The organism is Lentzea xinjiangensis (genome assembly GCF_900110955.1).
Taxonomy (GTDB): Bacteria; Actinomycetota; Actinomycetes; order Mycobacteriales; family Pseudonocardiaceae; genus Lentzea; species Lentzea xinjiangensis.
Map to the genome: position 1 here is coordinate 63,324 of NZ_FOFR01000018.1, position 24,258 is coordinate 87,581.

Annotated in this window: 27 protein-coding genes; 9 read left to right on the plus strand and 18 right to left on the minus strand. The window is 69.2% G+C overall.

Annotation, left to right across the window (positions count from 1 at the left end):
- The 9 genes from BMW88_RS30760 to BMW88_RS30800 all read right to left on the minus strand — a co-directional run bounded on the left by BMW88_RS30760 (window position 1) and on the right by BMW88_RS30800 (window position 4,182).
- Window positions 1-282 (minus strand): hypothetical protein, encoded by a 282-nt coding sequence (locus BMW88_RS30760; protein ID WP_089957437.1) that lies wholly within the window; start codon window positions 280-282, stop codon window positions 1-3.
- Entirely contained in the window at window positions 275-787 is a 513-nt protein-coding gene (locus tag BMW88_RS30765; RefSeq protein ID WP_089957440.1) for a hypothetical protein, read from the minus strand. Before BMW88_RS30765 ends, BMW88_RS30760 begins: the two co-directional genes overlap by 8 nt.
- Window positions 784-1,296, minus strand: a complete 513-nt coding sequence (locus tag BMW88_RS42280) for a hypothetical protein (protein ID WP_089957442.1) — start codon at window positions 1,294-1,296, stop codon at window positions 784-786. The genes BMW88_RS30765 and BMW88_RS42280 overlap by 4 nt, the downstream gene beginning before the upstream one ends.
- Entirely contained in the window at window positions 1,296-1,547 is a 252-nt protein-coding gene (locus BMW88_RS30775) for a hypothetical protein (protein ID WP_089957446.1), read from the minus strand. The genes BMW88_RS42280 and BMW88_RS30775 overlap by 1 nt, the downstream gene beginning before the upstream one ends.
- Window positions 1,544-2,404 carry a recombinase RecT gene (locus tag BMW88_RS30780; protein ID WP_089957449.1) on the minus strand — a complete coding sequence of 287 codons (861 nt, stop codon included), beginning with the start codon at window positions 2,402-2,404 and terminating at the stop codon, window positions 1,544-1,546. Before BMW88_RS30780 ends, BMW88_RS30775 begins: the two co-directional genes overlap by 4 nt.
- On the minus strand, window positions 2,401-3,321 hold the full coding sequence (locus tag BMW88_RS30785; RefSeq protein ID WP_089957452.1) for a lambda-exonuclease family protein: 921 nt from the start codon (window positions 3,319-3,321) through the stop codon (window positions 2,401-2,403). The genes BMW88_RS30780 and BMW88_RS30785 overlap by 4 nt, the downstream gene beginning before the upstream one ends.
- Window positions 3,318-3,551 carry a hypothetical protein gene (locus BMW88_RS30790; protein ID WP_089957457.1) on the minus strand — a complete coding sequence of 78 codons (234 nt, stop codon included), beginning with the start codon at window positions 3,549-3,551 and terminating at the stop codon, window positions 3,318-3,320. The genes BMW88_RS30785 and BMW88_RS30790 overlap by 4 nt, the downstream gene beginning before the upstream one ends.
- A complete protein-coding gene (locus tag BMW88_RS30795; RefSeq protein WP_089957461.1) occupies window positions 3,548-3,838 on the minus strand; it encodes a hypothetical protein in 291 nt (96 codons plus the stop codon). Before BMW88_RS30795 ends, BMW88_RS30790 begins: the two co-directional genes overlap by 4 nt.
- Window positions 3,839-3,924: 86 nt before the next feature.
- Entirely contained in the window at window positions 3,925-4,182 is a 258-nt protein-coding gene (locus tag BMW88_RS30800; protein WP_245778171.1) for a helix-turn-helix domain-containing protein, read from the minus strand.
- Window positions 4,183-4,307: 125 nt separating this feature from the next.
- On the opposite strand from BMW88_RS30800, the gene BMW88_RS30805 reads away from it, so the two are divergent.
- Both BMW88_RS30805 and BMW88_RS30810 read left to right on the plus strand, forming a co-directional pair.
- Window positions 4,308-4,745 carry a helix-turn-helix domain-containing protein gene (locus tag BMW88_RS30805; RefSeq protein WP_177221484.1) on the plus strand — a complete coding sequence of 146 codons (438 nt, stop codon included), beginning with the start codon at window positions 4,308-4,310 and terminating at the stop codon, window positions 4,743-4,745.
- 131 nt (window positions 4,746-4,876) lie between these two features.
- On the plus strand, window positions 4,877-5,200 hold the full coding sequence (locus BMW88_RS30810) for a hypothetical protein (RefSeq protein WP_089957468.1): 324 nt from the start codon (window positions 4,877-4,879) through the stop codon (window positions 5,198-5,200).
- Window positions 5,201-5,375: 175 nt separating this feature from the next.
- Here the strand turns inward: BMW88_RS30810 and BMW88_RS30815 are convergent, their stop codons facing one another.
- Entirely contained in the window at window positions 5,376-6,134 is a 759-nt protein-coding gene (locus BMW88_RS30815) for an alpha/beta hydrolase family protein (protein ID WP_089957470.1), read from the minus strand.
- 19 nt (window positions 6,135-6,153) lie between these two features.
- On the opposite strand from BMW88_RS30815, the gene BMW88_RS30820 reads away from it, so the two are divergent.
- A complete protein-coding gene (locus BMW88_RS30820; RefSeq protein WP_143116342.1) occupies window positions 6,154-7,911 on the plus strand; it encodes a hypothetical protein in 1,758 nt (585 codons plus the stop codon).
- A 69-nt stretch (window positions 7,912-7,980) separates the two neighbouring features.
- On the opposite strand, the gene BMW88_RS42285 is transcribed toward BMW88_RS30820, so the two are convergent.
- Entirely contained in the window at window positions 7,981-8,157 is a 177-nt protein-coding gene (locus tag BMW88_RS42285; protein ID WP_177221485.1) for a hypothetical protein, read from the minus strand.
- A gap of 168 nt (window positions 8,158-8,325) precedes the next feature.
- Here BMW88_RS42285 and BMW88_RS30825 point away from each other — a divergent pair, with 168 nt between their 5' ends.
- Entirely contained in the window at window positions 8,326-9,462 is a 1,137-nt protein-coding gene (locus BMW88_RS30825) for a cytochrome P450 (RefSeq protein ID WP_089957477.1), read from the plus strand.
- Window positions 9,463-9,546: 84 nt separating this feature from the next.
- On the opposite strand, the gene BMW88_RS30830 is transcribed toward BMW88_RS30825, so the two are convergent.
- From BMW88_RS30830 to BMW88_RS30855, 6 genes are read right to left on the minus strand one after another with little or no spacing between them, the layout of a single operon-like run.
- Entirely contained in the window at window positions 9,547-10,446 is a 900-nt protein-coding gene (locus BMW88_RS30830) for a glycoside hydrolase family 18 protein (RefSeq protein WP_089957480.1), read from the minus strand.
- A gap of 3 nt (window positions 10,447-10,449) precedes the next feature.
- On the minus strand, window positions 10,450-13,356 hold the full coding sequence (locus BMW88_RS30835; protein ID WP_089957483.1) for an alpha-mannosidase: 2,907 nt from the start codon (window positions 13,354-13,356) through the stop codon (window positions 10,450-10,452).
- A gap of 20 nt (window positions 13,357-13,376) precedes the next feature.
- Complete coding sequence (locus BMW88_RS30840) at window positions 13,377-14,495, minus strand: glycoside hydrolase 5 family protein (protein WP_089957487.1); 1,119 nt, start codon at window positions 14,493-14,495, stop codon at window positions 13,377-13,379.
- Window positions 14,496-14,499: 4 nt separating this feature from the next.
- Window positions 14,500-15,321, minus strand: a complete 822-nt coding sequence (locus BMW88_RS30845; protein WP_089957491.1) for a carbohydrate ABC transporter permease — start codon at window positions 15,319-15,321, stop codon at window positions 14,500-14,502.
- Window positions 15,318-16,187 (minus strand): carbohydrate ABC transporter permease, encoded by an 870-nt coding sequence (locus BMW88_RS30850; protein WP_218148259.1) that lies wholly within the window; start codon window positions 16,185-16,187, stop codon window positions 15,318-15,320. The genes BMW88_RS30845 and BMW88_RS30850 overlap by 4 nt, the downstream gene beginning before the upstream one ends.
- On the minus strand, window positions 16,184-17,437 hold the full coding sequence (locus BMW88_RS30855; RefSeq protein WP_089957495.1) for an ABC transporter substrate-binding protein: 1,254 nt from the start codon (window positions 17,435-17,437) through the stop codon (window positions 16,184-16,186). The genes BMW88_RS30850 and BMW88_RS30855 overlap by 4 nt, the downstream gene beginning before the upstream one ends.
- A gap of 97 nt (window positions 17,438-17,534) precedes the next feature.
- On the opposite strand from BMW88_RS30855, the gene BMW88_RS30860 reads away from it, so the two are divergent.
- Window positions 17,535-18,524 (plus strand): LacI family DNA-binding transcriptional regulator, encoded by a 990-nt coding sequence (locus tag BMW88_RS30860; protein WP_089957500.1) that lies wholly within the window; start codon window positions 17,535-17,537, stop codon window positions 18,522-18,524.
- 58 nt (window positions 18,525-18,582) lie between these two features.
- On the opposite strand, the gene BMW88_RS30865 is transcribed toward BMW88_RS30860, so the two are convergent.
- Window positions 18,583-19,485: a LysR family transcriptional regulator gene (locus BMW88_RS30865; protein ID WP_089957505.1), complete on the minus strand. Its 903-nt coding sequence runs from the start codon at window positions 19,483-19,485 to the stop codon at window positions 18,583-18,585.
- Between the two features lie 472 nt (window positions 19,486-19,957).
- On the opposite strand from BMW88_RS30865, the gene tig reads away from it, so the two are divergent.
- The 4 genes from tig (at window position 19,958) to clpX (ending at window position 24,210) form a co-directional block, all read left to right on the plus strand.
- Window positions 19,958-21,301 carry a trigger factor gene (tig, locus tag BMW88_RS30870; protein ID WP_089957508.1) on the plus strand — a complete coding sequence of 448 codons (1,344 nt, stop codon included), beginning with the start codon at window positions 19,958-19,960 and terminating at the stop codon, window positions 21,299-21,301.
- Between the two features lie 145 nt (window positions 21,302-21,446).
- Entirely contained in the window at window positions 21,447-22,034 is a 588-nt protein-coding gene (locus BMW88_RS30875) for an ATP-dependent Clp protease proteolytic subunit (RefSeq protein ID WP_089957689.1), read from the plus strand.
- 34 nt (window positions 22,035-22,068) lie between these two features.
- Entirely contained in the window at window positions 22,069-22,683 is a 615-nt protein-coding gene (locus BMW88_RS30880; protein WP_089957693.1) for an ATP-dependent Clp protease proteolytic subunit, read from the plus strand.
- 246 nt (window positions 22,684-22,929) lie between these two features.
- On the plus strand, window positions 22,930-24,210 hold the full coding sequence (gene clpX / locus BMW88_RS30885) for an ATP-dependent Clp protease ATP-binding subunit ClpX (protein WP_089957511.1): 1,281 nt from the start codon (window positions 22,930-22,932) through the stop codon (window positions 24,208-24,210).
- Window positions 24,211-24,258 lie beyond the last annotated feature (48 nt).

The window sequence follows — 24,258 nt, forward strand, 5'->3', positions numbered from 1 at the left end:
TCACGAAGCGGCACGGCGGGCCTTCCTCTCCATCTTGCGGATGTGGCGGAGTTCGGCGCGGCGCTTCCATGCGCACACAACGGCTGCCCGGACGAGGTAGCGGGCCAAGCGGAGCGCGTCGGGCGGGTCCATCACGGTCGACTCGAAGCCGTCCACGTAGGACTCGACACGGATCCACACGTTCCACCAGCCCCAGCCGGACACCTGAACGTTGATCTCGCCGCCCGCCTCCGGGGCGACGCCAGCGCTGAACGGCTCACCCGCGTACTTCTGCTCAGCCACGGTCGGCCTCCAGCTCGTCGAGCGGGATCATGATCTGGTTGGGGTCATCCCGGCGCGGCACCAGCAACGGCTGCCAGTCCGACGCGTCCGGACTGCCCGACTCGCACGCGTCGCAGCCGCCCGAATCCGGCGCCTCAGCGCGCGGCCACTCCTCAACGTGGCCGCAGACGTGCTGCCACAGCACGCCCTTCGCTCCCCACCCGCCAGCGGGCGCCTGAACCAGCGCGTCCGGCACCGTGAGCGGCTGCCGCACCTCGGCCAGCGCCAGCAGCATCCGGCCGTGTCCGCGCGCGAAGTACTCGACCTTGCCGTCGTCCATCTCGACCGCGTCGCCGTTGAGCGTGGTGACCAGACGTCTGATGATGCGACCGAGGTCCTCGTCGACCGCCGCGTACTTCGCGGTCGTCTGAAAGAGCGCTTGGAACAGGGGCCGCGACAGGTTCTGTCGGCGGAGCAGTTCGGCGGCGTCCTCGGGGGTGAGATCGTGCGTCTTGCTCTTGATCATGCTGCGGTCACCTCCAGGTGAAGTTGCTTCGCGGTGGTGCCGGCGACCCGGCAGGCCTTGCTGATCGCGCTCGTGCCCAGCCCGCGCTCGGCGAGACGGCGCGCGACGATCCGCTGCTCGGCGTGCGTCAGCGGGCGCCCGATCTGGAACCGGTCGGCGTCCCGGATCGCCCAGTTCTCGGCGCGGCCGATCGCCCGCTCGACGACCTCCTCGTCCACGGTGGCGTTCAGGCGCTCGACGCACGCCTCGGCGACGGGCAGCCCGAGCGCGGCCACGAGACGCTGGAACACCGGCTGTTTGTCGATCTCGCGGAGCAGGTCGCCGAGAACCTCGACCGGAACGCGGACGCTGTCCTGCCTGCCGGTGCGGATGTGGTAGCCCCTGCGGTGCAGGCGGTAGGCCTCGGCGCACGCGTCGCAGCCGCGTTCGTTCGCGGCGCGGTGCGCGTCGTGGCCGGGCAAGGTGCCGCACGACGGGCGGTCGACCGGCTCGTCCTGGTACTTGGTCACTAGGCGCGTCCTTCCTGGTCCTGTCTGGTGAGGTGCCACACCTCGCGGTTGCCGTGCCGCCGGCACTGGTAGGCGTGGGCTTCGATCGGGCCGCCCCGTCGGCGCTGCCACAGCTCGCCGAGTGAGTCGTCGGCCGCCTCCCTGGTGGGGTAGGACTTCTTGCGGCAGTGCCACTCCGGGGTGCGCTTGGCCAGGGGCGGCCGGTACGGGTGCACCGGCCGCTTCCTCGGCATGTCCGCCGGGGAGATCACTCGTCGACCACTTCGCCGTCGATGACGCCGTCGTCCACAACCGGCAGGTTCGACAGGTCCGCGGGCTCGCCGTCAACTTCGACGCCAGGCGCGAAGTCCGCCGGCCTCTGCTCGGCGGCCACCTCCTGCGCCGCGCGCAACTGCTCGCGCATGTACTCGGCTGAGGTCGGCACCCACTTCGCGAGCTGGCGCACCGCGGACTTGAGCCACATCGACGCCTCGTGCTTCACCCACGGCGAGTACTCGGAGTTCGCGCCCTGCGACGAGGCCTTGATTTTCTCGATCGCGGCCCTGTTCAGCACGACGACCTTCGATGTCGCGCCGTCCTTCATCACCGCGTACGCGTAGACCAGGCGCAGGCGCCCGCGGTCCTCGGAGTCCCAGTCGATGCGGTGGATCGGCCGCTCGTGCACGCCGGGCTGGTACTCGAACTCGTCGCCGCCGTAGACGCACTCGGCCACCACCGAGGAGATCGCACCGGCTCGGAACATCAACTCGATGTAGCCCTGGTAGCCGACGATTCCGAGGATCTCCAGCTTGCCCTTCACCTTGCGCGGAGTGAGGTAGTACTGCTCGGTGCCAGGCTCCAAGCCAAGGCGCGCGGACTCCAGCAGCGACGCCAGAAACACGCCGGGGTTGTTCGTGGCGGCGAGCTCCAGTTCGGTGCACGAGCCGCCGCCAGGCGCCGGAACCCGCTTGCCCTTCTTCAGCGCGCCCTGCGCGAGCCGGACCCACGTGTCGGGCTTCACGTGCGACGGCAGCACGGCGGTGAAGCTCTGCGAGTACTGCTTGACGAGACCGCCGGGCGTGTTGTCGCGGGTCGCGACAGCCGCCGTGATCGTCTGTGCTTCGGTCATGCTGCTCGACTCACCTTCTGGCCAGGGGCCTTCTTCGGGGTGTGCTTGAGATAGGGCGGCTTGTCGCCGCGGCCGGGGATGCGCATGGCGATCTGCTGCCCGTTGTGGACGGCGCGGCGGGCTCGGCCCATCGCGTCCAGCAGGACGCCGGAGGCACGGGCCTTCTCTTCTTCGGCGGTCGCGAGTGCCGTGAGCGCTTTGAGGTACGGCACCGCGACGTCGTCCGTGACCTCGATCGCCTCGTCGTCGATGTCCGGGTGGAGTTCGCGGACGGTCTGCCAGGTCGAGGAGTGGGCGTCGATGTCCGGTCGGACGCCGGGGCTCTCGCCGTTCGGCAGGGTGTCGAGGAACGCGCGGGCTTCGTTGCGCATCAGCCGGCACTCGTCCGCCGAGTAGTCCACGTGGTACTCGGCATAGCCGGTGACGCCGAAGAACACGGCGAGGTCGACGCGCTCGAAGCCCTGCGCGGGGCCGCCGAACGTGTCGAGGTACCAGAGGCACTGCGCCCGGTAGTAGATCGGGATCTGGTCGGTTCCCTGCTCGCCCCAGCCCTCGGTCATCGGCGAGTACTTCGCCTCGACGATGCGCGGCCCGAGAGCGTCGACGTTCGCGACCTGCCAGGGCCGCAGACTGTTGCGCCACGTGCCCGGCCGGGTGTTCAGCTCGGCGTCGTGCTGACGGGCGTACTCGCCGAGGATCACCGGTTCCAGCAGTTTGCCCCAGCGCATCAGGTCGTTCTCGACCTCGTCCGAGACCATTCCGGCCATGCGGTGCCACAGCGAGAAGCGGGACTCCCACGGGCTGAAGCCCATGACCGCGGCGATGCGACTGCCAGTGATCGCGTTCGCGCGGGCAGCGTGCCATTCCGGCGAACCAGCCTCGAAGGCGCCGACATGCTCGGCGATCCCCAGCGTCATCGCTGCTCCAGCCCAACCAGGGCGGCAAGCTGCCGCATGCCTTCGTCGGGATCGGTGACGTGCTGGCGCTCGAACTCGCGGCGCACCAAGTCCTCCAGCTCGGCGGCAGGGATGAGCTGTGCCGGAGCCGGCGCGTTCGCGAACTCGTTCGCCGCCTCGATCACGAAGCCGATGAGCAGTGCGAGCAGCAGACCGGTCGCGAGCGCGCCGAAGATCTCCAGGCCGCTCACAGCGACACCTCGACCAGCACCTCGTGCCCGGCGCGGTCCCAGTGCGCGGCCTTCGCCTCGTTGACCAGGCGCGGCACGCAGTGGTGGCAGCACTCCTTGCGGAAGTCCTCGCGCGTCTCGTGCGGGTTCGGCTCGGCCGACACCCTCACCTTCGCCACCGCGCCCTCCGCACCGCAGTGCACGCACGGGTCCGGCACGATGTCGTCCGTCGGCTCAACGTCGACACCGAACTGCAGGGCCATGAACGTCAGCGCGGTGGTCAGGCGCGTGTCGTATGCTGTCGTCATCGGTTCACTTCCTTCGCGGGTGGTGGGTCGTCTCCTGAGGGCCCCGCCGCCGGGGTGGTTCCTGGCGATGCGGGGCCTTCGCACGTTCAGAACTTGAAGAGGTCCTCGAACTTCGCTCTGGGCAAGGCCTTGAGCACGCCAGCGATGAACCGCGTGGACGGCTCGACGTGGTTGCCGATCACGCGCTGCAGGGTCGACTCGTTCACGCCGATGCGTTCCGCCAGCGCCGCGTTCGAGGTAATGCCGGCGGCGTCGCGGTGCGCGAGCAAGACCTCGCGGTCGACGCGCAGAGCGGGCTCCGCTGATCTGGAGTTAGGGGTGTTGCTGGGGGAGGTGGCTTGCATGCATGCACGTTAGTACATGCCATGCATGCATGCAAGTAGTTGCGACCGTGTAACTACGGCGTTCGGGGCAAAAAGGTTAGGTGGGGCTAGCCGTACTTGCATGCATGCAAGTACGATGCACGGCTATGGACAGCCATCGGGGGCGGCCGTTCGGCGACTACCTACGAGCCGAACTCAAGCAACGCGACATGACCGCATACCAACTCGCCGAGAAGACGGGCATCGCACAGCCCGTCCTCAGCAGATGGATGGGCGGCAAAACCGTGCCCACCATCGACAACCTGCGGCCCGTCGCCGAAGCGCTCAACCTGCCGCTCCTCGAACTCGTCGTACGCGCCGGCCTCCTCACCGAGGAAGAAGCCGGAGCCAAGCTGAAGCTCGTCAACACCACCGCCGACAAGCTCAGCGACGACGAGCTGCTCGCCGAAGTCGGCCGGCGCATGAAGAGGCCTGGGGCGCTGCGGCCGCCGACGCGTGCCGAAATCGAGGCGAACCCCGAGCGGTTCATCGTCGTTGATCCAGGCAAGAGGGACCACCGCGAGCCGGGGCGCAAGCGGTCGTGAGCGGCGCCACACCCTAGCGGTTGAAGGTTGAACAAGCCACGATCTTCATAGATTCGTGAAATAAATTCGGCCAACCGAGTGGCCCCGTGAATTCCAAGTAACAAGACAAAGATCATCCGCGCTACTCGGTCATGACCATCGCAGACGCCGCCTCTGCACTGGTAGCTCGGGGATTCGCAGCCGGCAACCACCTGGGGCGCTTCACCATCGAATTCCACGACGACCTCGACGTACCCGCCGTCGTCGACCCGGAGACCAACACCATCTGGCTACGGAAGGGCGACCCGCTCGAAGACGCGATCTTCGTGCTCTACGCCTGCTTCGACAAGCTCACCGGCGGCACCGTCGTGCAGGCCGAGAACGGCGAGCTGGACGTCGTGGCCGATGTCGCCGTCGGCGCGGAAGGCCTGGCGCTGCCCGGCCTGCCGCGGCCCCAACTGCGCATCGTGAAGTGATCCTTCTTGGACACCCCAACTGTGGCGGTTGCGTTCGCCGGTATCCTGAGGAAGTACCTGGTTAGCACAGGGCTCAGGGTTCACCGCTTTGGGAGCGGGGGGTCGCAGGTTCAAATCCTGTCGCCCCGATCGGTTGAGGGAGCCCGCAGCGATTCGTCGCTGCGGGTTTTCGCGTTCAGCGCAGGTAGCGGCTGGCCCACGCCGCGAGCACTTCGGCGACGTAGGTGGCGTCCGCGCGGCCGGTCAGCAGGTGGTCGGCGCCGTCGAGTGAGATGAACGACTTGGGGTGGCGGGCCGCGTCGTAGACGAGCCGGGCGTTGTCGATGCCCACGAGGTCGTCCTGCGGCGAGTGCATGACGAGCAGTGCGCGGTCGAGGCCTGCGATGCAGGCCGTCTGGTCGTGCTGGTTGATGTCGCGCAGGAAGCTGTCGCTGATCCGGAACGGCCGTCCGGCCAGCAGCACTTCGGCGATGCCGTGTTCTGCGATCTCCGCTGTGGAGGGGCCGAGCAGGTGTTCGACGTGGGAGGTGTCGGCGGGTGCGCCGATGGTCACGACGGCGCGTGCCTCGGGGATGCGGTGTGCGGCGGCCAGCACGGCCGCGCCGCCCAGTGAGTGTCCGATGAGGACGGTGGGGGCGCCGATGGTGTCGCGCAGGTGGGCGGCGGCGCAGACCAGGTCGTCGACGTTGGACGTGAAGGTGGTGTTGGCGAAGTCGCCGTCGGACTGGCCGAGGCCGGTGAAGTCGAAGCGCAGCACGGCGACTCCGCGGGCGGCGAGTCCGCGGGCGATCCGGGTGGCGGCGACCGAGTCCTTGCCGCAGGTGAAGCAGTGCGCGAAGACGGCGGTGGCCTCGATGTCGCCGGCGGGCAGTTCGAGGCGGCCCGCGAGTGCCTGGCCGTCGGCGCCTGTGAAGAGCGCCTTCCTGTTGTCCATGACGTCTATGGTGCGTCACGTGCGTTACCAGTACCTCGACGCCCGGCTCAGGCAGGCGTTCGACGACGCCGGGCTGGTGCGCGGCCAGCGGGCGTTGTTGCAGGGCGTGTTGCGCGCGCTCGATCCGGACGCGCACCTGGGTGAGCACGTGGCTGGGTTGAACAGCGCGTTCCTCGCGGTCACCCGTGCCAGGACGGCCTTGGAGAGCCACGCCGCCGAGGACCAGCCGCGGTGGAACCTGTTGCGCCGCATCATCGCCACGTCGCTCGCGTGCGTGGACGCCGCCAAGCCCGCTTACGCCCACGGCGGCGCGCTGGAGCTCGCGAGGGCGCGCAGGGTGCTGGTGCAGGTCGACGCGGCCATCGCGGCGGACGGCCAGAAGCTCGATCCCCGGGTCACCGCCGCCGCTGCCGCGCGGCTCGACCCGCGGGCGCTGCGCGAGGCCGTGCGCAGGTGGGTCGCTCCACTGTGGAACGGGGTCGAGCTCCCGTTGCGGGCCAGGATGATCGCGGAGGTCGCGGTCGTCGTGGCGGTGCACGGCAGGGACGGCGGGCAGCTCCGGGCGGATCTGCTGCGCTGGCTCAGGAAGCCCGACGGCGACCTCGGCCGGGTGCTCTGGCCGCAGCGGCGCCGGCACGTCGTGGCCTTCGTGGTCGGGGGCGCGCGGGTGCTGCGGCACCTGGACGAGCTGTTGCCACAGGCGCGGCAGGAGCCGTTGCACCGCGGCAGGCTGCCCAGGGACGACTTCCTCAAGGACGCCGTCACCGGTTCGTCGGTGCTGGTGCGGTTGCCGGTCAGCGCCGCGGACGTGCGCACCGCGGCGCTGCGCGGGCGGCGGGTCCTCAACGAGGTGCTCGACCAGTACGCGGCGGGGGAGCGGCTCACCGAGCTGCGCATCGCGCCGGTCTGGCAGGTCAGCGGTCCGGGTGGCCGGGTCACGCGCGGCACGGAGCACCGGCGCACGGTCAACAACGCGTACCCGCTCACCGCGTACTGGCCGGCCGAGCTGCGCAGCGCGATGCGGGTGGCGAACCTCGCCCGGCAGGTGGACGCGCCGATGGCTAGCGCGGGGCTCGCGTGGAGTGCGCTGGAGGCGACGGGCCTCGACCCCGGCAAGATCGCGTGGCTGGCGAAGGCGTGCGCGTTGCAGATGTTGCGCCAGCACCTGGTGAGCCTGCACGTCGTGGTCACCAACCACGACAGCGAGCTGCGCAAGCCCCTCGACGCCAGGGTGCCGACGACGGGGGTGAAGCACCACCTCAGGTCCGTGGACGCCTGGCTGGAGGTGCTGGTCCGGCACCAGCGCCCGGACGAGCAGCTCAGGGCCGCCCAGGACGCCGTCACGGCGCTCGCGGAGAACGAGGGCGGGCTGGTGCAGGACCTCGTGGAGCTGTGGCGGAGCAGGCTCGCCGACTCGGCGTCCCTCGCGAACTGGCTGCGCGAGCAGGAGGGCACCACCGCCGCGGTGCTGGAGTGGCTCTACGTCACCAGGAATCTGGCGTTCCACGCGGGCCGGTTCGCCTCACCGGCCGACGTCCTCACCGCGCACGCCGGGCAGGCCGTCACCGATCTGACCCTCGAGTTCCTCGGGAACTGGCGCACCGTCGAACGGCAGCGGAACCTCTCGGAGACCTCGGCGGTGGAGGTCTACCGCCGGCTCGCGCAACGGCACGACCAGCTCGTGGCCCGGCTCACGCGGGCGGGGTCGGTGCGCCGGCTCAGCGTCGAGGACATCTCCGGTCCCGACGAGAAGTGGTGGTCCCGCGGCACGGGCTGAGCCGCGGGACCACCAGCGGTGGGGGTGGTTCCCGGACGAGAGGAACCACCCCCACCGCCGCCCCCGGCATCACGCGGCCCGGTGCCCGTCGGGTACCTCGGGCTCGTGCCGATGCGTCATGCGGTGCCACCACGACCGCGGCTTTCCGCCGTTGCGGTAGTACTCCTGGACGCGGCGGGCGTCCTCGCGCAGGGCGGCCTGCCGGTAGTCGATCTCCGCCTTGATCGCTTCCGGTGTCCATTCCATCCGGCTCACTCCTTCGGCTCGTTCGCTGACAACGCCGAGAGTGCTCCTGAGGGAGGGTCCCTCACATCGGACGATCACCCAGCCTCGTGCCGCGAGACCCCTTACGCCGGGGCCGGTAGCCGGATCAGAGGCTTCCGGCGGCGGGCCTGAGGCACCACGATCGAGCCCATGACTGTCGCCGACTTACCCACGCGACCTGCGAAGTTCTTCGACCCCGCCACGGAGGTCCACTTCGACGAGGTCCTCGACACCTGGCACGTCTTCAGCCTCGGGGACGTCCAGCGCGTGCTCTCCGACGAGGCGTGCTTCTCGGCCGGGTACGGGCTCACCGACGAGACGAGGCCCCTCGCCAACGCCATGATGAACGGCATGTGGGCCGCGGACGGGCAACGCCACCGCGACCTGAGGGCCGCGGTCGCCGACCCGTTCAGCCCCCGCGTGATGACCCGGCTGGAGCAGCAGGTGCGGGCCATCGCCACCGAGCTGGTCGACGGCCTCGCCCCCGGCGGGTTCGACCTGGTGGAGTGCGTGGCCAAGCCGTTGCCCGCCAGGGTGATCTGCCACCTGCTCGGCCTCGACCCCGCCGCGGAGACGCGGATGAGCGAGTGGCGCGAGGCGTGGTACGAGGCCTCGGTCACGACCAGCACCGTCCCGCCCGACGAGGAGATGACGGCGTTCTTCGCCGCGGAGATCGAGCGCCAGCGCGCCGATCCGGGGGACGGCCTGATCGCCGAGCTGATCGCGGTGCAGGCCTCCGGCTACCTCGTGGACGGCCGCCCGATGACCGACCCCGACCTCATCGGCTACTGCGCGATGCTGCTCGGCGCCGGCGTCGACACGACCTACGCGAGCATCCCGAACGCCGTGCTGTTCCTGACCGAGCACGGCTGCTGGGACGAGCTGCGCGCCGACCCGTCGCTGATCCCCGGCGCGGTCGAGGAGACCATGCGCTGGTACCCGGTCTTCCCCGGCCCGCGCAGGCTGGTGGTGCGCGACGTCGTGCTGGGCGGCCGGGAGATCAAGGCGGGGCAGTGGGTCACCGCGTGGCTCAGCGCCGCGAACCGCGACCCGGAGCGCTACCCCGACCCCACCACGTTCGACATCCGGCGCAAGACCCGCATCATGACGTTCGGGCACGGTCCGCACCACTGCCTCGGCGCGGGACTGGCGCGGCTCGAACAGCGGGTGGTCATCGAGGAGATGGTGCGCCGGCTTCCCCTGCTGCGCCGGGAGACCAGCGCACCGCTCGTGCGGCGGGAGTGGATGCTCGACAACCTCGAGACAGCCACCTTCCGCTTCGACTAGCGCTCGCTCAGCGGTCCGTTGACGTGGGCCGCGAGGAGTGCGGGGCCGGTGCGGAGGTCTCGCGATCCACACCGGCCCCGGGACCTACCTCTGCATGGCCGTCACGTCCGCGCTCCACTGCCACGGCGCCGCGGTGCCGCCGGGCAGCGAGTTGAAGTACTCCCACCCGGCCACCCCGCCGAAGTCGGCGTACTTGGTCTTTAACGAGCGCACCGTGGTGCCGAGCGCCGTCATGGAGACGTACCCGGAGCCGCCGTTGGCCGGGTTGGTGAGCGTGCCGAGCACGACCTTGTTCGCGGGGATCAGCCGGCGGTTGATGATCTGGTCGTAGTGGGCGGTGCTCCCGGCGTTGCCCCAGCCGTTGTAGAACTGGCCGTTGAACCACGCGATCTTCGAGCCGTGGCTGCGGTACAGCTCCTCGTAGTTGAAGCCGGACAGGTTGCCGCCGCCCCACAGCGCCGACGCGACCGGCGACAGCGTGACGATGAAGCCCGCGCCGAAGTCCGCCTTGAGCTGGTCGATCACGCGCCGGATGCCCGCGATCGACATCCGCTCCTCGACGTCGAGGTCGACGCCGTTGAGCCGGTAGGTCCGGATCGTGTCCCGCAGCAGCGGGTAGTACTCGTCGAACCTGGTGTCGAGCCGCTGGAACGAGCCGGGCGCGGCGCCGCCGACCATGCCGATCACGTTGACGCCGCGGGCCTGGATCGCGGCGAGGTCCTGCCACATCTGCGCGTACCGCGAGTGCGAGGGCGGGTGGTCGTTGAGGTGGACGATCCGGTTGTCGTTCAGGTGGATCGCGGCGACGAGCACGTCCGTCACGCCGGTGTTGCGGTCGACCAGCGGCTTCGGCGAGACGTACGTGCCGGTCGCGCCGTTGCTGTACTGGGTCTGGTAGTAGACGACGGTGCGCTTCTGGGTGGCCGCCTGGGCCGGTGGCGCGGCGAGCGCCACCAGCAGCAGGGCCAGGAACAGCTTTTTCATGCGTTACCTCGTGAATCGCAGGGTGATCACTTGGAAGGGACGCAGCACCACCTCCGCCGACGCGGCACCGAGAGGCCGTTCGAGCAGGTCCGTCTCCTGGATGCCGGTGTGCGCGAAGGAGGTGCCGATCACGGCGCGGGCCCGGCCGCCGTGCGCCTCGTAGAGCCGGACGACCACATCGCCCGACCGGTCGTCGGCCAGCTTCACGGCCTCGACCCTGACCGCGGGGTTGTCCGTGCGCACCAGCGGTTCCGGTGTCACGGAGCCGCGGACCGACCGCGGCGGCAGGTTGATGCGGTAACCGGCGTCGACGGCCGCGGGCAGGTCACCGACGACCAGGGCGTAGCGGAAGCGGTGCTCGCCCTGGTCGGTCTCGGGGTCGGGGAACCTCGGTGCGCGCAGCAGGGAAAGGCGCACGGTCGTGGTGGTTCCGCCGTCGTCACGGGTGGTGCGGGTGACCTCGTGGCCGTAGGTCGAGTCGTTCACCACGGCCACGCTGTAGCCGGGCTCGCCGACGTGCAGGAAGCGGTGGGCGCAGATCTCGAACTTCGCCGCCTCCCACGAGGTGTTGGTGTGGACCGGGCGGTGCAGGTGGCCGAACTGGGTCTCCGCGGTCGACACCTCGGCGCGCAGGTCGAGCGGGAACGCGATCTTGAGCAGCTTCTCGCGTTCCTGCCAGTCCACCTCGGTGTCGAAGTCGACCTGCTTGGCACCCTCGCGCAGCCGGATGGTCTGGGTGAGGACCGAGTCGCCGAACTTCGCCCGCACGACCACGCCGTCAGGGGAGTCGACGCGCTCGGACGGGGTCAGGTCGGCCTTCCAGTTGCGGTAGAACGGGTCGATGTCCCAGGCGTCCCACTGGTTCGGGTTGTCGCGGTGCAGCTGCGGCATGCCGGCGAACCCGTGCGGCGGCAGGACCTCGCGGTTTTCCTCCAGGTCGAGGATCGACGTCACGATGCCGTCGGCGTCGACCGTGACGCGGAGCCTGCCGTTGTCGAGGACGCCGTCCCGCGGCGCCACGAACGGCCTGGGCGCCTCGCCGCCGAGCACGTCGAAGGTCAGCTCGTCGTCGCCGTCACCCTTGATCGCGTCGATGGCACCGGCCGTGAGCGCCTCCAGCTCCGCCGCGACGCGGGCGTAGGTGGCCTCGGCCTCGCGGTGCACCCAGGCGATCGAGCTGCCCGGCAGGATGTCGTGGAACTGGTGCAGCAGCACGGTCTTCCACAGCCGGTCGAGGTCGTCGTACGGGTACTCGCGGCCGTGGAGCGCGGCCGCGGTCGCCCAGTGCTCCGCCTCGCGCAGCAGGTGTTCGCTGCGGCGGTTGCCCTGCTTGGTCTTGGCCTGCGTGGTGTAGGTGGCGCGATGCTTCTCCAGGTACAGCTCGCCCGCCCACACCGGCGCGTCCGGGTACTCCTCCTGCGCGGCCTGGAAGAACTCGCGCGGCGGTTCCACGCGCACGGTCGGCGAGCCTTCGAGGTCCGCGACCCGGTGCGCGGTCTCCATCATCTCGCGGGTGGGGCCGCCACCGCCGTCGCCGTAGCCGAACGGCACCAGTGACCGGGAGGCCCTGGCGTGCTCGGCGAACTGCCGCGACGCCCGCGCCAGTTCCTCACCCGAGAGCGACGAGTTGTAGGTGTCGACCGGCGGGAAGTGGGTGAAGATCCGCGTGCCGTCGATGCCCTCCCACCAGAACGTGTGGTGCGGGAACCTGTTGATCTGGTTCCACGACAGCTTCTGGGTGAGGAACCAGCGCGAGCCGGACAGCTTGATCAGCTGGGGGAGCGCGGCGCTGTAGCCGAACGAGTCGGGCAGCCACACCTCCTCGGTCTCCACGCCGAAGTTGTCGAGGAAGAACCGCTTGCCGTGCACGAGCTGGCGGGCCATCGCCTCGCCGCCGGGCATGTTCGTGTCCGACTCGACCCACATGCCGCCGACCGGCACGAACTGCCCGCCGCGGACCTTCTCGCGCACCCGGTCCCACACGTGCGGGTGGTGCTCCTTCATCCACGCGTACTGCTGGGCCTGCGAGCACGCGAAGTAGAAGTCCGGGTAGTCGTCCATCAGCCTGGTGACGTTGGAGAACGTCCTGGCGCACTTGCGGACGGTCTCCCGCAACGGCCACAGCCACGCGGAGTCGATGTGCGCGTGGCCGATCGCGGACACCCGGTGGGCGGACGCGCTGGCGGGCAGCGACAGCACGTGCTCCAGCTCGGCGCGGGCGAGGCCGGCGGTGGCGGCGACGTCGTTGAGGTCCAACGCGTCCATCGCCCGGTCGAGCGCGTGCAGGACCTTGTGCCGGCGCGGGTCGTGGTCCGGCAGTTCCTTCATGAGCGACTGCAGCACCTCGATGTCGAGCATGAGGTGCCAGACCTGCGGCCGGAACACCGCGAGCTCGGCCTTGAGGATCCGGTACAACGGCTCGGTGCCCGCGGTGGCCTTGTCGCCCAGCGGGGTCGGCAGGAACGGGTGGAAGTCGAGGATGGTCGGGTTGCCCGCGGCCTCCAGGTAGAAGAGGACCTCGCGGCCGTCGACGGGCAGGTAGGTGTTGCGCGGCTCGATGCCCTTGATGGGCTCGCCGGCGGCGGTGTAGGCGAGGCCTTCCGCCTGGAAGCCGGGGCCGGGGTGGGTGAAGCCGAGGTCCAGCACGACCTCGACCTGCCTGCCCTCCCACTCCCGCGGGACGCTGCCGGTCAGCCGGAACCAGCTCGTGCTCCACGGCGCGCCCCAGGCGTCGCCGACGTTCGCCGGTTCGTAGGTGGCGGCCAGCGCCTCGGCGACCGGGACGGGCTCGTCCGGCACGGTCCAGACGGCCAGCTCCAGAGGTGCGGTCTCCCCGTAGACCGCCGGGCGGATGCGTTCCTTCAGCGTGCGGTTGAGTCGTTCTTCCAGCAGCGCGCGTTCGTCGTGCACAGCTTTCAACCCCTTTTGGTTCATCCCCGCGCAATCGAGGCCCGCACGCCGTCGCGCGCGAGGGTCATCCACTCTTCGAAGAAGGCCCCACCCGGTCCCCACGAGGGCCGGTCGCCGTGCAACGTGATCGGTGTGCGCACGGCGGGCGCCGGTGCTGCCTCGCGCACGATCCTGGCGATCGCCTCCCCGAGCGGCTTGACCTTGCGTTCCGTCGTCAACAACCCCAACTCGTACTCGCGTTCGGGGAAGTCCACCAACGCACGGTCGACGTCGTGCGAGCACCACCACGTGACGCCCCAGAGGTTCGAGCACGTCAGGACGTTCGCAAGCGTTTGCTCGGCGAACTCGGGCGCCTGCTCCGCGCTGATCTCGGGCTGGGCGGCGCCGACCTCCTGCAGCCACACCGGCCGCTCCGGGTCCTTCGCGTGCGCCTTCGCCAGCTCGACCAGGTACTCGGCGTGGTGGACGCTCTCGGGGGAGAGGGGGCCGTAGCGCTGCGCTGTGCCGTTGAAGACCCACGAGTGCACGGTGGTCATCGCGCCCTTGTTGGCCGCGTGCTCGGGCAGGAACGAGTGCTCGCTCTCGTACCAGACGGCGTCGTATTCGGAGTGGACGTGCGGGAGACCGGGTGCGGCCTCCTCGCATTCGCCGAGCAGTGCGTCGATCCACTCGCCGGCCTGTTCGGGAGTGCACGGGTTGGACTCGGTGAGGAGGTTGACCTCGTTGCCGAGGGTGAAGCCGAGGAAGTTCGGCTTGTCCCTGAGCGCCTCGGCGAGCGTGCGGACGTAGAACCGCTGCCCGCTGATCACCTCGCGGTCGGTGAAGATGTTGCGGCGGTGCCAGGTCTGCACCCAGGACGGGTAGAAGTCGAAGCTCGACAGGTGGCCCTGCAGCACGTCCACCTGCACGTCCAGCCCCGTCTCGCGGGCGGCGTCGAGGAGCTGCGCGAGCTGCTCGACGGCCCGCGGGCGGACGAGTCCGCGGTTGGGCTGGAACACCGGCCACAGCGGGAAGACCCGCACGTGGTCGAGGCCGAGCCCCGCGACGGACTCGAAGTCGGCTTTGACGTCGTCGATGGAGAAGTCGAGCCAGTGGTGGAACCAGCCGGCCGACGGGGTGTAGTTCACGCCGAAACGCACAGATTCATCCCTTGATCGCGCCTTCTCCGACACCGCGGAAGAAGTGCTTCTGCAGCAACAGGAACAGCAGGATCAGCGGGAGGACGGCGATGATCGTGCCCGCCGCCACCAGCCGCTGGTTCTGCACGAACGTGCCCTGGAGGTACGCGAGCCCGATGGTGAGCGTGTACTTCTCCTGGTCGCTCAGCACCACGAGCGGCCAGAGGAAGTCGTCCCAGCTGAACATGAACGAGAACAGCGCCACCACGACCAGCGTGCCCTTCACCGACGGCAGCGCGAGGCGGGTGAACCGCTGCCACGCGTTGGCTCCGTCGATGACCGCGGCTTCCTCGACCTCGGCGGGGAGTGCGAGGAAGGCGTTGCGCAGCAACAGGACGTTGAGCGCGGCGATCGAGCCGGGCAGCACGACCGCGGTGAGCGTGTCGGTGAGGCCCAGCCCGCGCATCACCAGGAACAGCGAGATCAGGATCGCCTCGAACGGCACCAGGATGCTGCTGGCGAAGACGACCGCGGCGAGCTTGCGGCCGCGGAACTTCAACCGCGCCAGCGCATAGCCCGCCATGGCGGCGCCGAGGCAGTTGGTGACGACGTTGACGCTCGCGACCCCGAGCGAGTTGAGCGCGAACGACCAGACCGGCACCACGTCGGCGACGGCCGCGTAGTTGCCGAACGTCGGGTCGTCGGGGATGAAGTCGGGGACGAAGACGTCCTCGGCCGGCCCCTTGACGCTGGTCGAGAACTGCCAGAGGAACGGGCCGATGCTGATCGCGAGGATCGTCAGGAGCCCGAGGTAGCGCAGTGCGAGGGAGAACCGGGCGGGCTTCACAGCTGGTCCTCCCTGCGGTTCAGCTTGAGGGTGACCAGCAGCAGGCCCAGCAGGATGACGAACAGCACGAAGCTCAGCGCCGAGGCGTACCCGACCTCACCGGTGAGGCCGCGGCCGACCGACTGGATGAGCATGACCATCGTGGTGCTCGCCCCGCCCGGCCCGCCGGTGCCGCCGGACAGCAGGTAGATCTCGGAGAACACGCGGAACCCGTTGACCGCGCTCAGGGCCGCGATGAGCACCATCGTCGGGCGCAGCGCGGGCACGGTGACCGACCAGAACCTCCTGACCGGTCCCGCGCCGTCGACCATCGCGGCCTCGTGCAGGTCTTTCGGTACGTTCGCGAGCGCGGCCAGGTAGATCACCATGTAGTAGCCGAGGCCGCGCCAGACCGTCACCACCATCGAGCTGACCAGCAGCAGCGTCGAGTCGGTGAGGAACCCGATCCTCGTGCCGCCCAGCGCCTCCACGACGTTGTTGACCAGGCCGCGGCTGTCGAGCAGCCACGTCCAGATGAGCCCGACCACGACCGCGGAGGCGATGACCGGGGTGAAGAACGCCGTGCGGAAGATCCCGATGCCCGGCACGACCTTCTGCGCGAGCATCGCGATCAGCAGCGGCAACAGCACCAGCGGCGGGACGACGCCCGCCATGTAGAGCAGGCTGTTGCGCGCAGCCAGCCAGAACTTCGGGTCCTGGGCCATCCGCACGAAGTTGTCCACCCCGGTGAACCGCCCGCCGCCCAGCGCGCTCGCGTCGGTGAACGCGAGCACGATCATGTTCAGGAACGGGAAGATCGTGAACATGAGGCAGACGCCCAGTCCCGGCAGCAGGAACAGCCAGGGCGTGTACGGGCGGTGGGTCACTTGAGGAGCCTGTTGCACTCGGCGACGGCGTCGTCCAGGGCCTGCTTCGGCGACTTCTTGCCGAGCATCGCGTCCGCGAGCTGCTGCAGGAGCGCCTCGCGCATCTGGTCGCTGAACTGCACCGGCGTGTAGTTCACCGCGGTCTTGAGCTGCTTGGCCGCCGCGACCCGCACGCGTGCCTCGTCGGTGCCGTCCTCGGTGGTGAAGTAGGGGTCGTCGCCACCCTTCGACGTGGAGGGGAAGATCGAGGCGAGCTTGGCGAACTCCACCTGGTTCTCGGCGTTGGTGAGGAACCGGCCGAACGCGAGCGCGGTCGCCTGGTTCTTGCTGCTCTTCGGCACGCTCACGCCGTGCAGGAACATGTTGGCGCTGCCGGTGTTCGTGATGGGCGTGCTGATGCCGATGTTCGCGTAGAGGCTGGGCGCGTCGGTCTTGAACTTGCCGAGGTCGTAGGCGCTGCCGGGGTTGAGCGCCGTCTGCTGCGCCATGAACTTCGCGCCGGCGCCGGTGTAGTTCTGCGTGAGCGCCTCGGGGATCAGCGCGCCCGCGTCGTACATCCGCTTGTAGCTCTCGACGAGCTCGACGCCCTTGGGCTCGTTGAAGGTGAACTCGTCGTTCTCGAACAGCTTCACGCCGTACAGGCCGAAGTCGGCGATGCTCGGGGTCTGGCCGAGGATGGCGATCTTCTTCTCGGCGAGCTTGAGCGCCTGCTCCTCGAGCTCCCTGAAGTTCGTGGGCGGTTTGTTCGGGTCCAGGCCGGCCTGGCTGAACAGGGCCTTGTTGTAGAAGATCGGCCCCGTGTTGAGGTACCAGGGGAAGCCGTAGCAGCCGCCCTTGCCGGGGATCTCGAACGCCTGCCAGGCGTTGGCCAGGTAGTCGGCCTTGGCGTCCGCGGCCGACTCGTCGAGGTTGACGAGCTGACCGGCCTTGGCGAGCGGGAAGCTCAGGTCCGGCGGCACGTTGACGACGTCGGGCAGGCTGCCCGCGCTCGCGTCGGCCATGACCTTGGCCAGGTACCCGTCCGCGGGCTGGTCGACCCACTTCACCGCGGTGCCCTGGTGCTGCTTCTGGAACGCGTCGACGACACCGTTGACGTAGTCGGTGTACTTGGGTTTGAGCGACCACGTCTGGAACGTGATCTCGCCGGTCACCTGGCCACCCGTCGTGGAGCCGCCTCCACTCGTGCCGGACAGGCCGCAGCCCGCGACAGGTACCGCCACCAGGCCCGCGAGGAACGTGCGCCTCTTCATTGACACCCACCTCCTTGCTCGCGGACCCTAGCTAAACCGGTTTATCTCCGGCTAGCCTCCGACCGTCTTGTTGTCTCGTTCCGGACAGGTGCACTGAGTGAAGAGGCCGACCATCAAGGACATCGCGGCGGAGGCCGGGGTGTCGAAGGGGGCAGTCTCCCTGGCCCTGAACGGGCGTTCCGGGGTGTCGGAGTCGACGAGGGCCCGCGTGCTGGCCGTGGCGTCGTCGCTGGGCTACCGGCCGTCGGTCACGGCCAGGGCGCTGTCGTCCGCGTCCGCCGACGCCGTGGGACTGGTGCTGGTGCGGCCACCACGGGCGCTGGGGGACGAGGCGTTCTTCTTCCAGCTGATCGCCGGGATGCAGTCCGCGATGTCGTCGGCGTTGCTGCTGCAGGTGGTGGCGTCCCGGTCCGACGAGATCGCGCTGTACCGGCGGTGGTGGGCCGAGCACCGGGTGGACGGCGTGTTCCTGGTCGACCTGCTGGTGTCGGATCCACGGGTGGAGCTGATGTCGTCCCTGGGGCTGCCGGCCGTCGTGGTGGGCGGTTCCGGGCACCACGGGTCGCTGGCCTCGGTCTGGGCTGACGACTACGCGGCCATGACCTCGGTCGTCGAGTACCTGAAGTCGCTGGGGCACCGGCGGATCGCCCGGGTCGCCGGGTTGCCCTCGTTGCTGCACACCGTGCGGCGGGACCAGGCGTTCCTGGCGTCCGCCGGGGACGGCGTGATCGTCGCCGGGGACTACACGGCCGAGTCCGGTGCCGTGGCGACGCGGACGCTCCTCGGGTCGGACCGCCCGCCCACCGCGATCGTCTACGACAACGACGTCATGGCGGTGGCGGGAGCCGAGGTGGCGGCCGCGGCCGGTGTCGGCGTGCCGGCGCAGCTGTCCATCGTCGCCTGGGACGACTCGGTCCTGTGCCAGCACGGCCGGCTGACCGCCCTGTCCAGGGACACGTTCGCGTTCGGGGCCAGGGCCGCCCGCGCGTTGCAGGCCGTCGTGGAGGGGGCTTCGCCCACCGACGTCGAGGACGTCCTGCCCGAGCTGGTGGTCCGGCGGTCCTCCGGGGTCGCACCCGCCCCGTAGACCGTCCCCGCGCCCGGAAGCCGTGGGAGCGCGCTCCCACGGCTTCCGCCCTCGTCCGTCAGGTCAGCGACGCGACCTGGTCGCTGACCACCTGCGCCGCCGCCGAGACCAGCGCCGTCACCGCCGGGTTCGTCGAGTTGTCCTGGCGCCAGCCGAACTGCGTGTACACGCGGAAGGCGGGGGACCAGGGCAAGCGGACCAACCTGCCGTCGGACAGCTCGGCGGACACCGTCACCTCCGGCATCAGGGCGATGCCCAGGCCCGAGGCCACGGCCCGCTTGGCGGCGTCCACCGAGTCCAGCTCGAGCACCGGGGCCCTGGTGTCGTCGAAACCCAGGGAGTGCTCGAGGAGCTCGTGGTAGGAGGCGCCGTTCTCGGCGCGGACGAGGGTGCTGCTCGTGATGTCGTCCTCGGCCAGCGACTGGCGCTGGGTGAGCGCGTGGTTCGGACCGGCGACCATCACGAGGGGCTCCGGGCAGAGCACCGTGGTCTCCAGTCCCTCGCGGGGCTCGATGGCGCCGATGAAGAAGGCGCAGTCGAGCTGGCCGTCGCGCACGGAGTTCAGGTTGTTGTTCAGGGCGTTGCGCGAGTGCAGCGAGAGTTGGACCGACGGGTAGCGCCAGCACATGTATTCGATGAGCGGTAACAGGCGGTAGTCGGTCAAACTCTGAGCGGAACCGATGACCAGTTTGCCGTGCGGCTCCCCGTTCATCGTGATGGCTTTTCGGGCCTTTTCGGTGAGGTTGATGATGTTCCGCGCGAACGGGAGCAGTTCGACCCCCGCGGACGTCATCTGGATACCTCGCGGGAGGCGCCGGAAAAGGGAGACCCCGAGGGCCTCCTCCAGCGCCTTGATGCGGGTGGTGATGGTCGGCTGCGAGCAGTTGAGCGTGGCAGCGGCCTTGGTGAAGCTCCCTGTCTGAACCACGGTCGTGAACGCGAGAAGCTGGCGTGTCTCCATCAGGCGGATCCTCGGGGTAAAACAGTGCGACGACTTTTTCTCGTTCGTTCCCGTGGTCCTGTTACGGGTGGTGCGCGGGTCGCAACGCTACCTGTCGGCTGCGGCGCGCTGATTGGTGCTAACGGAGTCATCTTGATCGGCCGAGAAAGACGGTTTCGTCCGAAAGAGTGAAATTGAGCCGGAGCCTTTGACGACCCGTAGTCGCGTGACTCTTTTCGGTGAAGCCTTTCGCGGCGCGAACCAGGACACCCTGGCCGCCGGTTCTCGTCACCGGCTCGACGTCCGCCTGACGGGCGGGCGGGCGGCCGCCGGCCGGGCCACCCGCCACCGGCGCCCGCGAGGCGTGGCACCGCGCGAAAGCGGGGTGGCGGCGGTCACGGTGCGGGTCTCGCCTAGACTCGCTGGGAATCCGGGCGCCCCTGAGGTGGTACCGGCTGTCTTGCACGTTCTTGTTCGTATCGAGGAGTCCACGTTGAAGAGCACCGTCGAGCACCTGAGCCCGACGAGGGTCCGGATCAACGTCGAGGTGCCGTTCGACGAGCTCAAGTCGAACTTCGACCAGGCGTACCGGAAGCTCGCGAAGCAGGTCCGCATCCCCGGCTTCCGCCCGGGCAAGGTTCCCGCCAAGGTGCTGGAGAGCCGCATCGGCCGCGCCCCGGTCCTGGACGAGGTCATCCAGGAGGCCATCCCGGCCAAGTACCTGGAGGCGGTCTCCGCGGGTGAGGTGCGCACGCTGGGCCGCCCGGACTTCGAGGTCACCAAGATCGAGGACGGCGAGACGCTCGAGTTCACCGCCGAGGTCGACGTCCGCCCCGAGATCACCGTGCCCGCGTTCGGCGAGCTGTCGGTGACCGTGGACGAGCAGGAGGTCGCCGACGAGGACGTGGCCACCCAGCTCGACGAGCTGCGCGCCCGCTTCGGCACGCTGACCGGCGTCTCCCGCCCGGTCGAGACCGGTGACTTCGTCATCGTCGACCTGTCCGCCACCGTCGACGGCGAAGAGGTCGAGGAGGCGCGCACCACCGGCCTGTCCTACGAGGTCGGCTCCGGCCAGCTCGTCGAGGGCATCGACGACGCGCTCGTCGGCGCGTCCGAGGGCGAGACCAAGACCTTCGCCACCACGCTCGTCGCCGGTGAGCACGAGGGCCGCGAGGCCGAGGTCACCGTGGTGCTCACCAGCGTCAAGGAGCGCCAGCTCCCCGAGCTGGACGACGAGTTCGCGCAGCTCGCGAGCGAGTTCGACACGCTCGACGAGCTCAAGGACGACCTGAGGACCCGCCTGGGCCGCGTCAAGAAGATGCAGCAGGGCGTCCAGGCCCGCGACAAGGTCCTCGAGGCGCTGCTGGAGACCACCGAGGTCCCGCTGCCGGAGGGCATCGTCCAGGGCGAGATCGACGCCCGCAAGCACGACGCCGTGCACGCCTTCGACCACGACGACGCGAAGTTCGCCGCGTGGCTGCAGGAGCAGGGCCAGTCGGAGGAGGAGTTCGACGCCGAGCTGCGCAAGGCCGCCGAGCAGGCCGTCAAGACGCAGCTCGTGCTCGACTCGATCGCCGACGCCGAGCAGGTCACCGTGTCCGACGGCGAGCTGACCGAGCGGATCATCTACCAGGCGCAGCGCTTCGGCATCTCGCCGGACGAGTACGTCAAGCGCGCGCAGCAGTCCGGCCAGCTCGGCGCGATCTTCGCCGACGTGCGCAGGGGCAAGGCGCTCGCGAGCGTCGTGCGCCAGGCTTCGGTCAGCGACACCGCCGGCGAGAAGCTGGACCTGGACGAGCTGTTCGGTGAGACCAAGTCCGAAGAGGACGCGGAGTAAAGCTGTCAGCGAACGCGGGCGGTGTCGGGCATCTGACGCCGCCCGTCTTCGTTAAGGTCGATTGCAGAGAGTTTTGGCATTTAGATTCGTTCCACCTGGAGTTAGGCAGGCAGACGTGACGCAGCACTCCTTCCCGACCCCCGAGATGCGGTCGGCCACCGCCGGGATGAACCTCAACGACTCGGTGTACGAGCGGCTGCTCCGCGAGCGGATCATCGTCCTGGGATCGCAGGTCGAAGAGGGCATCGCCAACCAGATCACCGCTCAGCTGCTGCTGCTGGCCGCTGAGGACCCCGAGAAGGACATCACCCTCTACATCAACTCGCCGGGTGGCTCCGTCACGGCGGGCATGGCCATCTACGACACGATGCAGCTCATCGAGCCGGACGTGGCCACGTACGCGATGGGCCTCGCCGCCTCGATGGGGCAGTTCCTGCTCTCCGCGGGCGCGCCCGGCAAGCGCCACGCGCTCCCGCACGCGCGGATCCTCATGCACCAGCCGTCGGCCGGTGTCGGCGGTACCGCCGCGGACATCGCGATCCAGGCGGACATGCTGACGCGCACCAAGCGCGAGATGGCGGAGCTGATCGCCGAGCACACCGGCCAGCCGGTCGAGCGCATCATCCAGGACTCCGACCGCGACCGCTGGTTCACCGCGCAGGAAGCGCTGGAGTACGGCTTCGTCGACCGGGTCGTCACGCGGTCGCAGCCCGTCGGCGACTCGAACAACTGACGTCAGTAGGAGACCTCAAGTGAGCCAGTTCCACATGCCTCAGTCGCGGTACGTGCTGCCGTCGTTCGTCGAGCGCACCAGCTACGGGATGAAGGAGTCGAACCCGTACAACAAGCTGTTCGAGGAGCGCATCATCTTCCTCGGCGTGCAGGTTGACGACGCTTCGGCCAACGACGTCATGGCGCAGTTGCTGGTGCTCGAGTCCGAGGACCCGGACCGCGACATCCTGATGTACATCAACTCGCCGGGTGGCTCGTTCACCTCGCTGATGGCCATCTACGACACCATGCAGTTCGTCCGCCCGGACATCCAGACGTACTGCCTCGGCCAGGCCGCCTCGGCCGCCGCGGTGCTGCTGGCCGCCGGCACCCCCGGCAAGCGCCACGCGCTGCCGAACGCGCGAATCCTGATCCACCAGCCTTCGATGGAGGGCGCGTACGGTCAGGTGTCCGACCTGGAGATCCAGTCGAACGAGATCCAGCGCGTGCGCCGCCTGATGGAGTCCACCCTCGCGCGGCACACGAACCGGACGGCGGAGGAGGTCCGCGAGAGCATCGAGCGCGACCGGATCCTCACGGCCGACGAGGCCAAGGACTACGGCATCGTCGACTCGGTGCTGCCCTACCGCAAGCTTTCGGCCAAGTCCTGACGGCGTGGCGGTGCCGGGGGACCGGAACTCCCAGTCCCCGGGCACCGCTCGCCCACCCGACACGCCGACGCGAGGGCCAAGAGGCCTGATCGGCGCGTCGAGGGGGTGCGGGTCCTCCCCGGAAACGGGGTCGGCCAGGTACCGTCAGGAGAACGGGCTCAGCACCCACAGCCAGTGGGACTGCCACAGCAAGTCAGCAGGCGCACTACAGCAGGTGTGCGCCGGAGGGGACATAGGTCAGCGGTCATGGCGCGTATCGGTGACGGCGGCGACTTGCTGAAGTGCTCTTTCTGCGGAAAGAGTCAAAAGCAGGTGAAGAAACTCATCGCCGGCCCCGGCGTCTACATCTGCGATGAGTGCATCGATCTCTGCAACGAGATCATCGAGGAGGAGCTGGCCGAAGCCGGTGACGTGAAGCTCGACGAGCTGCCGAAGCCCGCCGAGATCCACGAGTTCCTCGACCAGTACGTCATCGGCCAGTCCGAGGCGAAGCGGACCCTCTCGGTCGCCGTCTACAACCACTACAAGCGCATCCAGGCGGGCGACCGCGGACGCGAGGGTCGTGACGACGGTGTCGAGCTCGCGAAGTCGAACATCCTGATGCTGGGCCCGACGGGCTGCGGCAAGACCTACCTCGCGCAGACGCTCGCGAAGATGTTGAACGTGCCGTTCGCCATCGCCGACGCGACCGCGCTGACGGAGGCCGGCTACGTCGGTGAGGACGTCGAGAACATCCTCCTGAAGCTCATCCAGGCCGCGGACTACGACGTGAAGCGCGCCGAGACGGGCATCATCTACATCGACGAGGTCGACAAGATCGCTCGAAAGAGTGAAAACCCGTCGATCACGCGCGATGTGTCCGGCGAGGGTGTGCAGCAGGCGCTGCTGAAGATCCTCGAGGGCACGACGGCGTCGGTGCCCCCGCAGGGCGGCCGCAAGCACCCGCACCAGGAGTTCATCCAGATCGACACGACGAACGTGCTGTTCATCGTGGCCGGTGCCTTCGCGGGCCTGGAGAAGATCATCCAGGACCGGGTCGGCAAGCGCGGCCTGGGCTTCGGTGCCGAGGTCCGCTCCAAGGCCGAGGTGGACGCGGCGGACTACTTCGCCGACTCCATGCCGGAGGACCTGATCAAGTTCGGTCTGATCCCCGAGTTCATCGGGCGTCTGCCGATGGTCGCCTCCGTCACGAACCTCGACAAGCCGTCCCTGGTGCAGATCCTCACTGAACCGAAGAACGCGCTGGTCAAGCAGTACCAGAAGCTCTTCGAGATGGACGGCGTCGAGCTCGAGTTCACGAAGACCGCGATGGAGGCGGTCGCCGACCAGGCGATCCTGCGAGGCACCGGTGCCCGCGGCCTCCGCGCGATCATGGAGGAGGTCCTGCTGCCGGTGATGTACGACATCCCGAGCCGCACGGACGTCGCCAAGGTCGTCATCACCGAGCAGACGGTGAAGGAGAACGTGAACCCGACGATCGTGGCCCGGCAGCCCTCGCGCCGGGAGCGGCGGGAGAAGTCGGCCTAGTCCGCGGGCAGTGGTGATCTCGCCGAAGGGCGCCGGTGTCCCACCGGC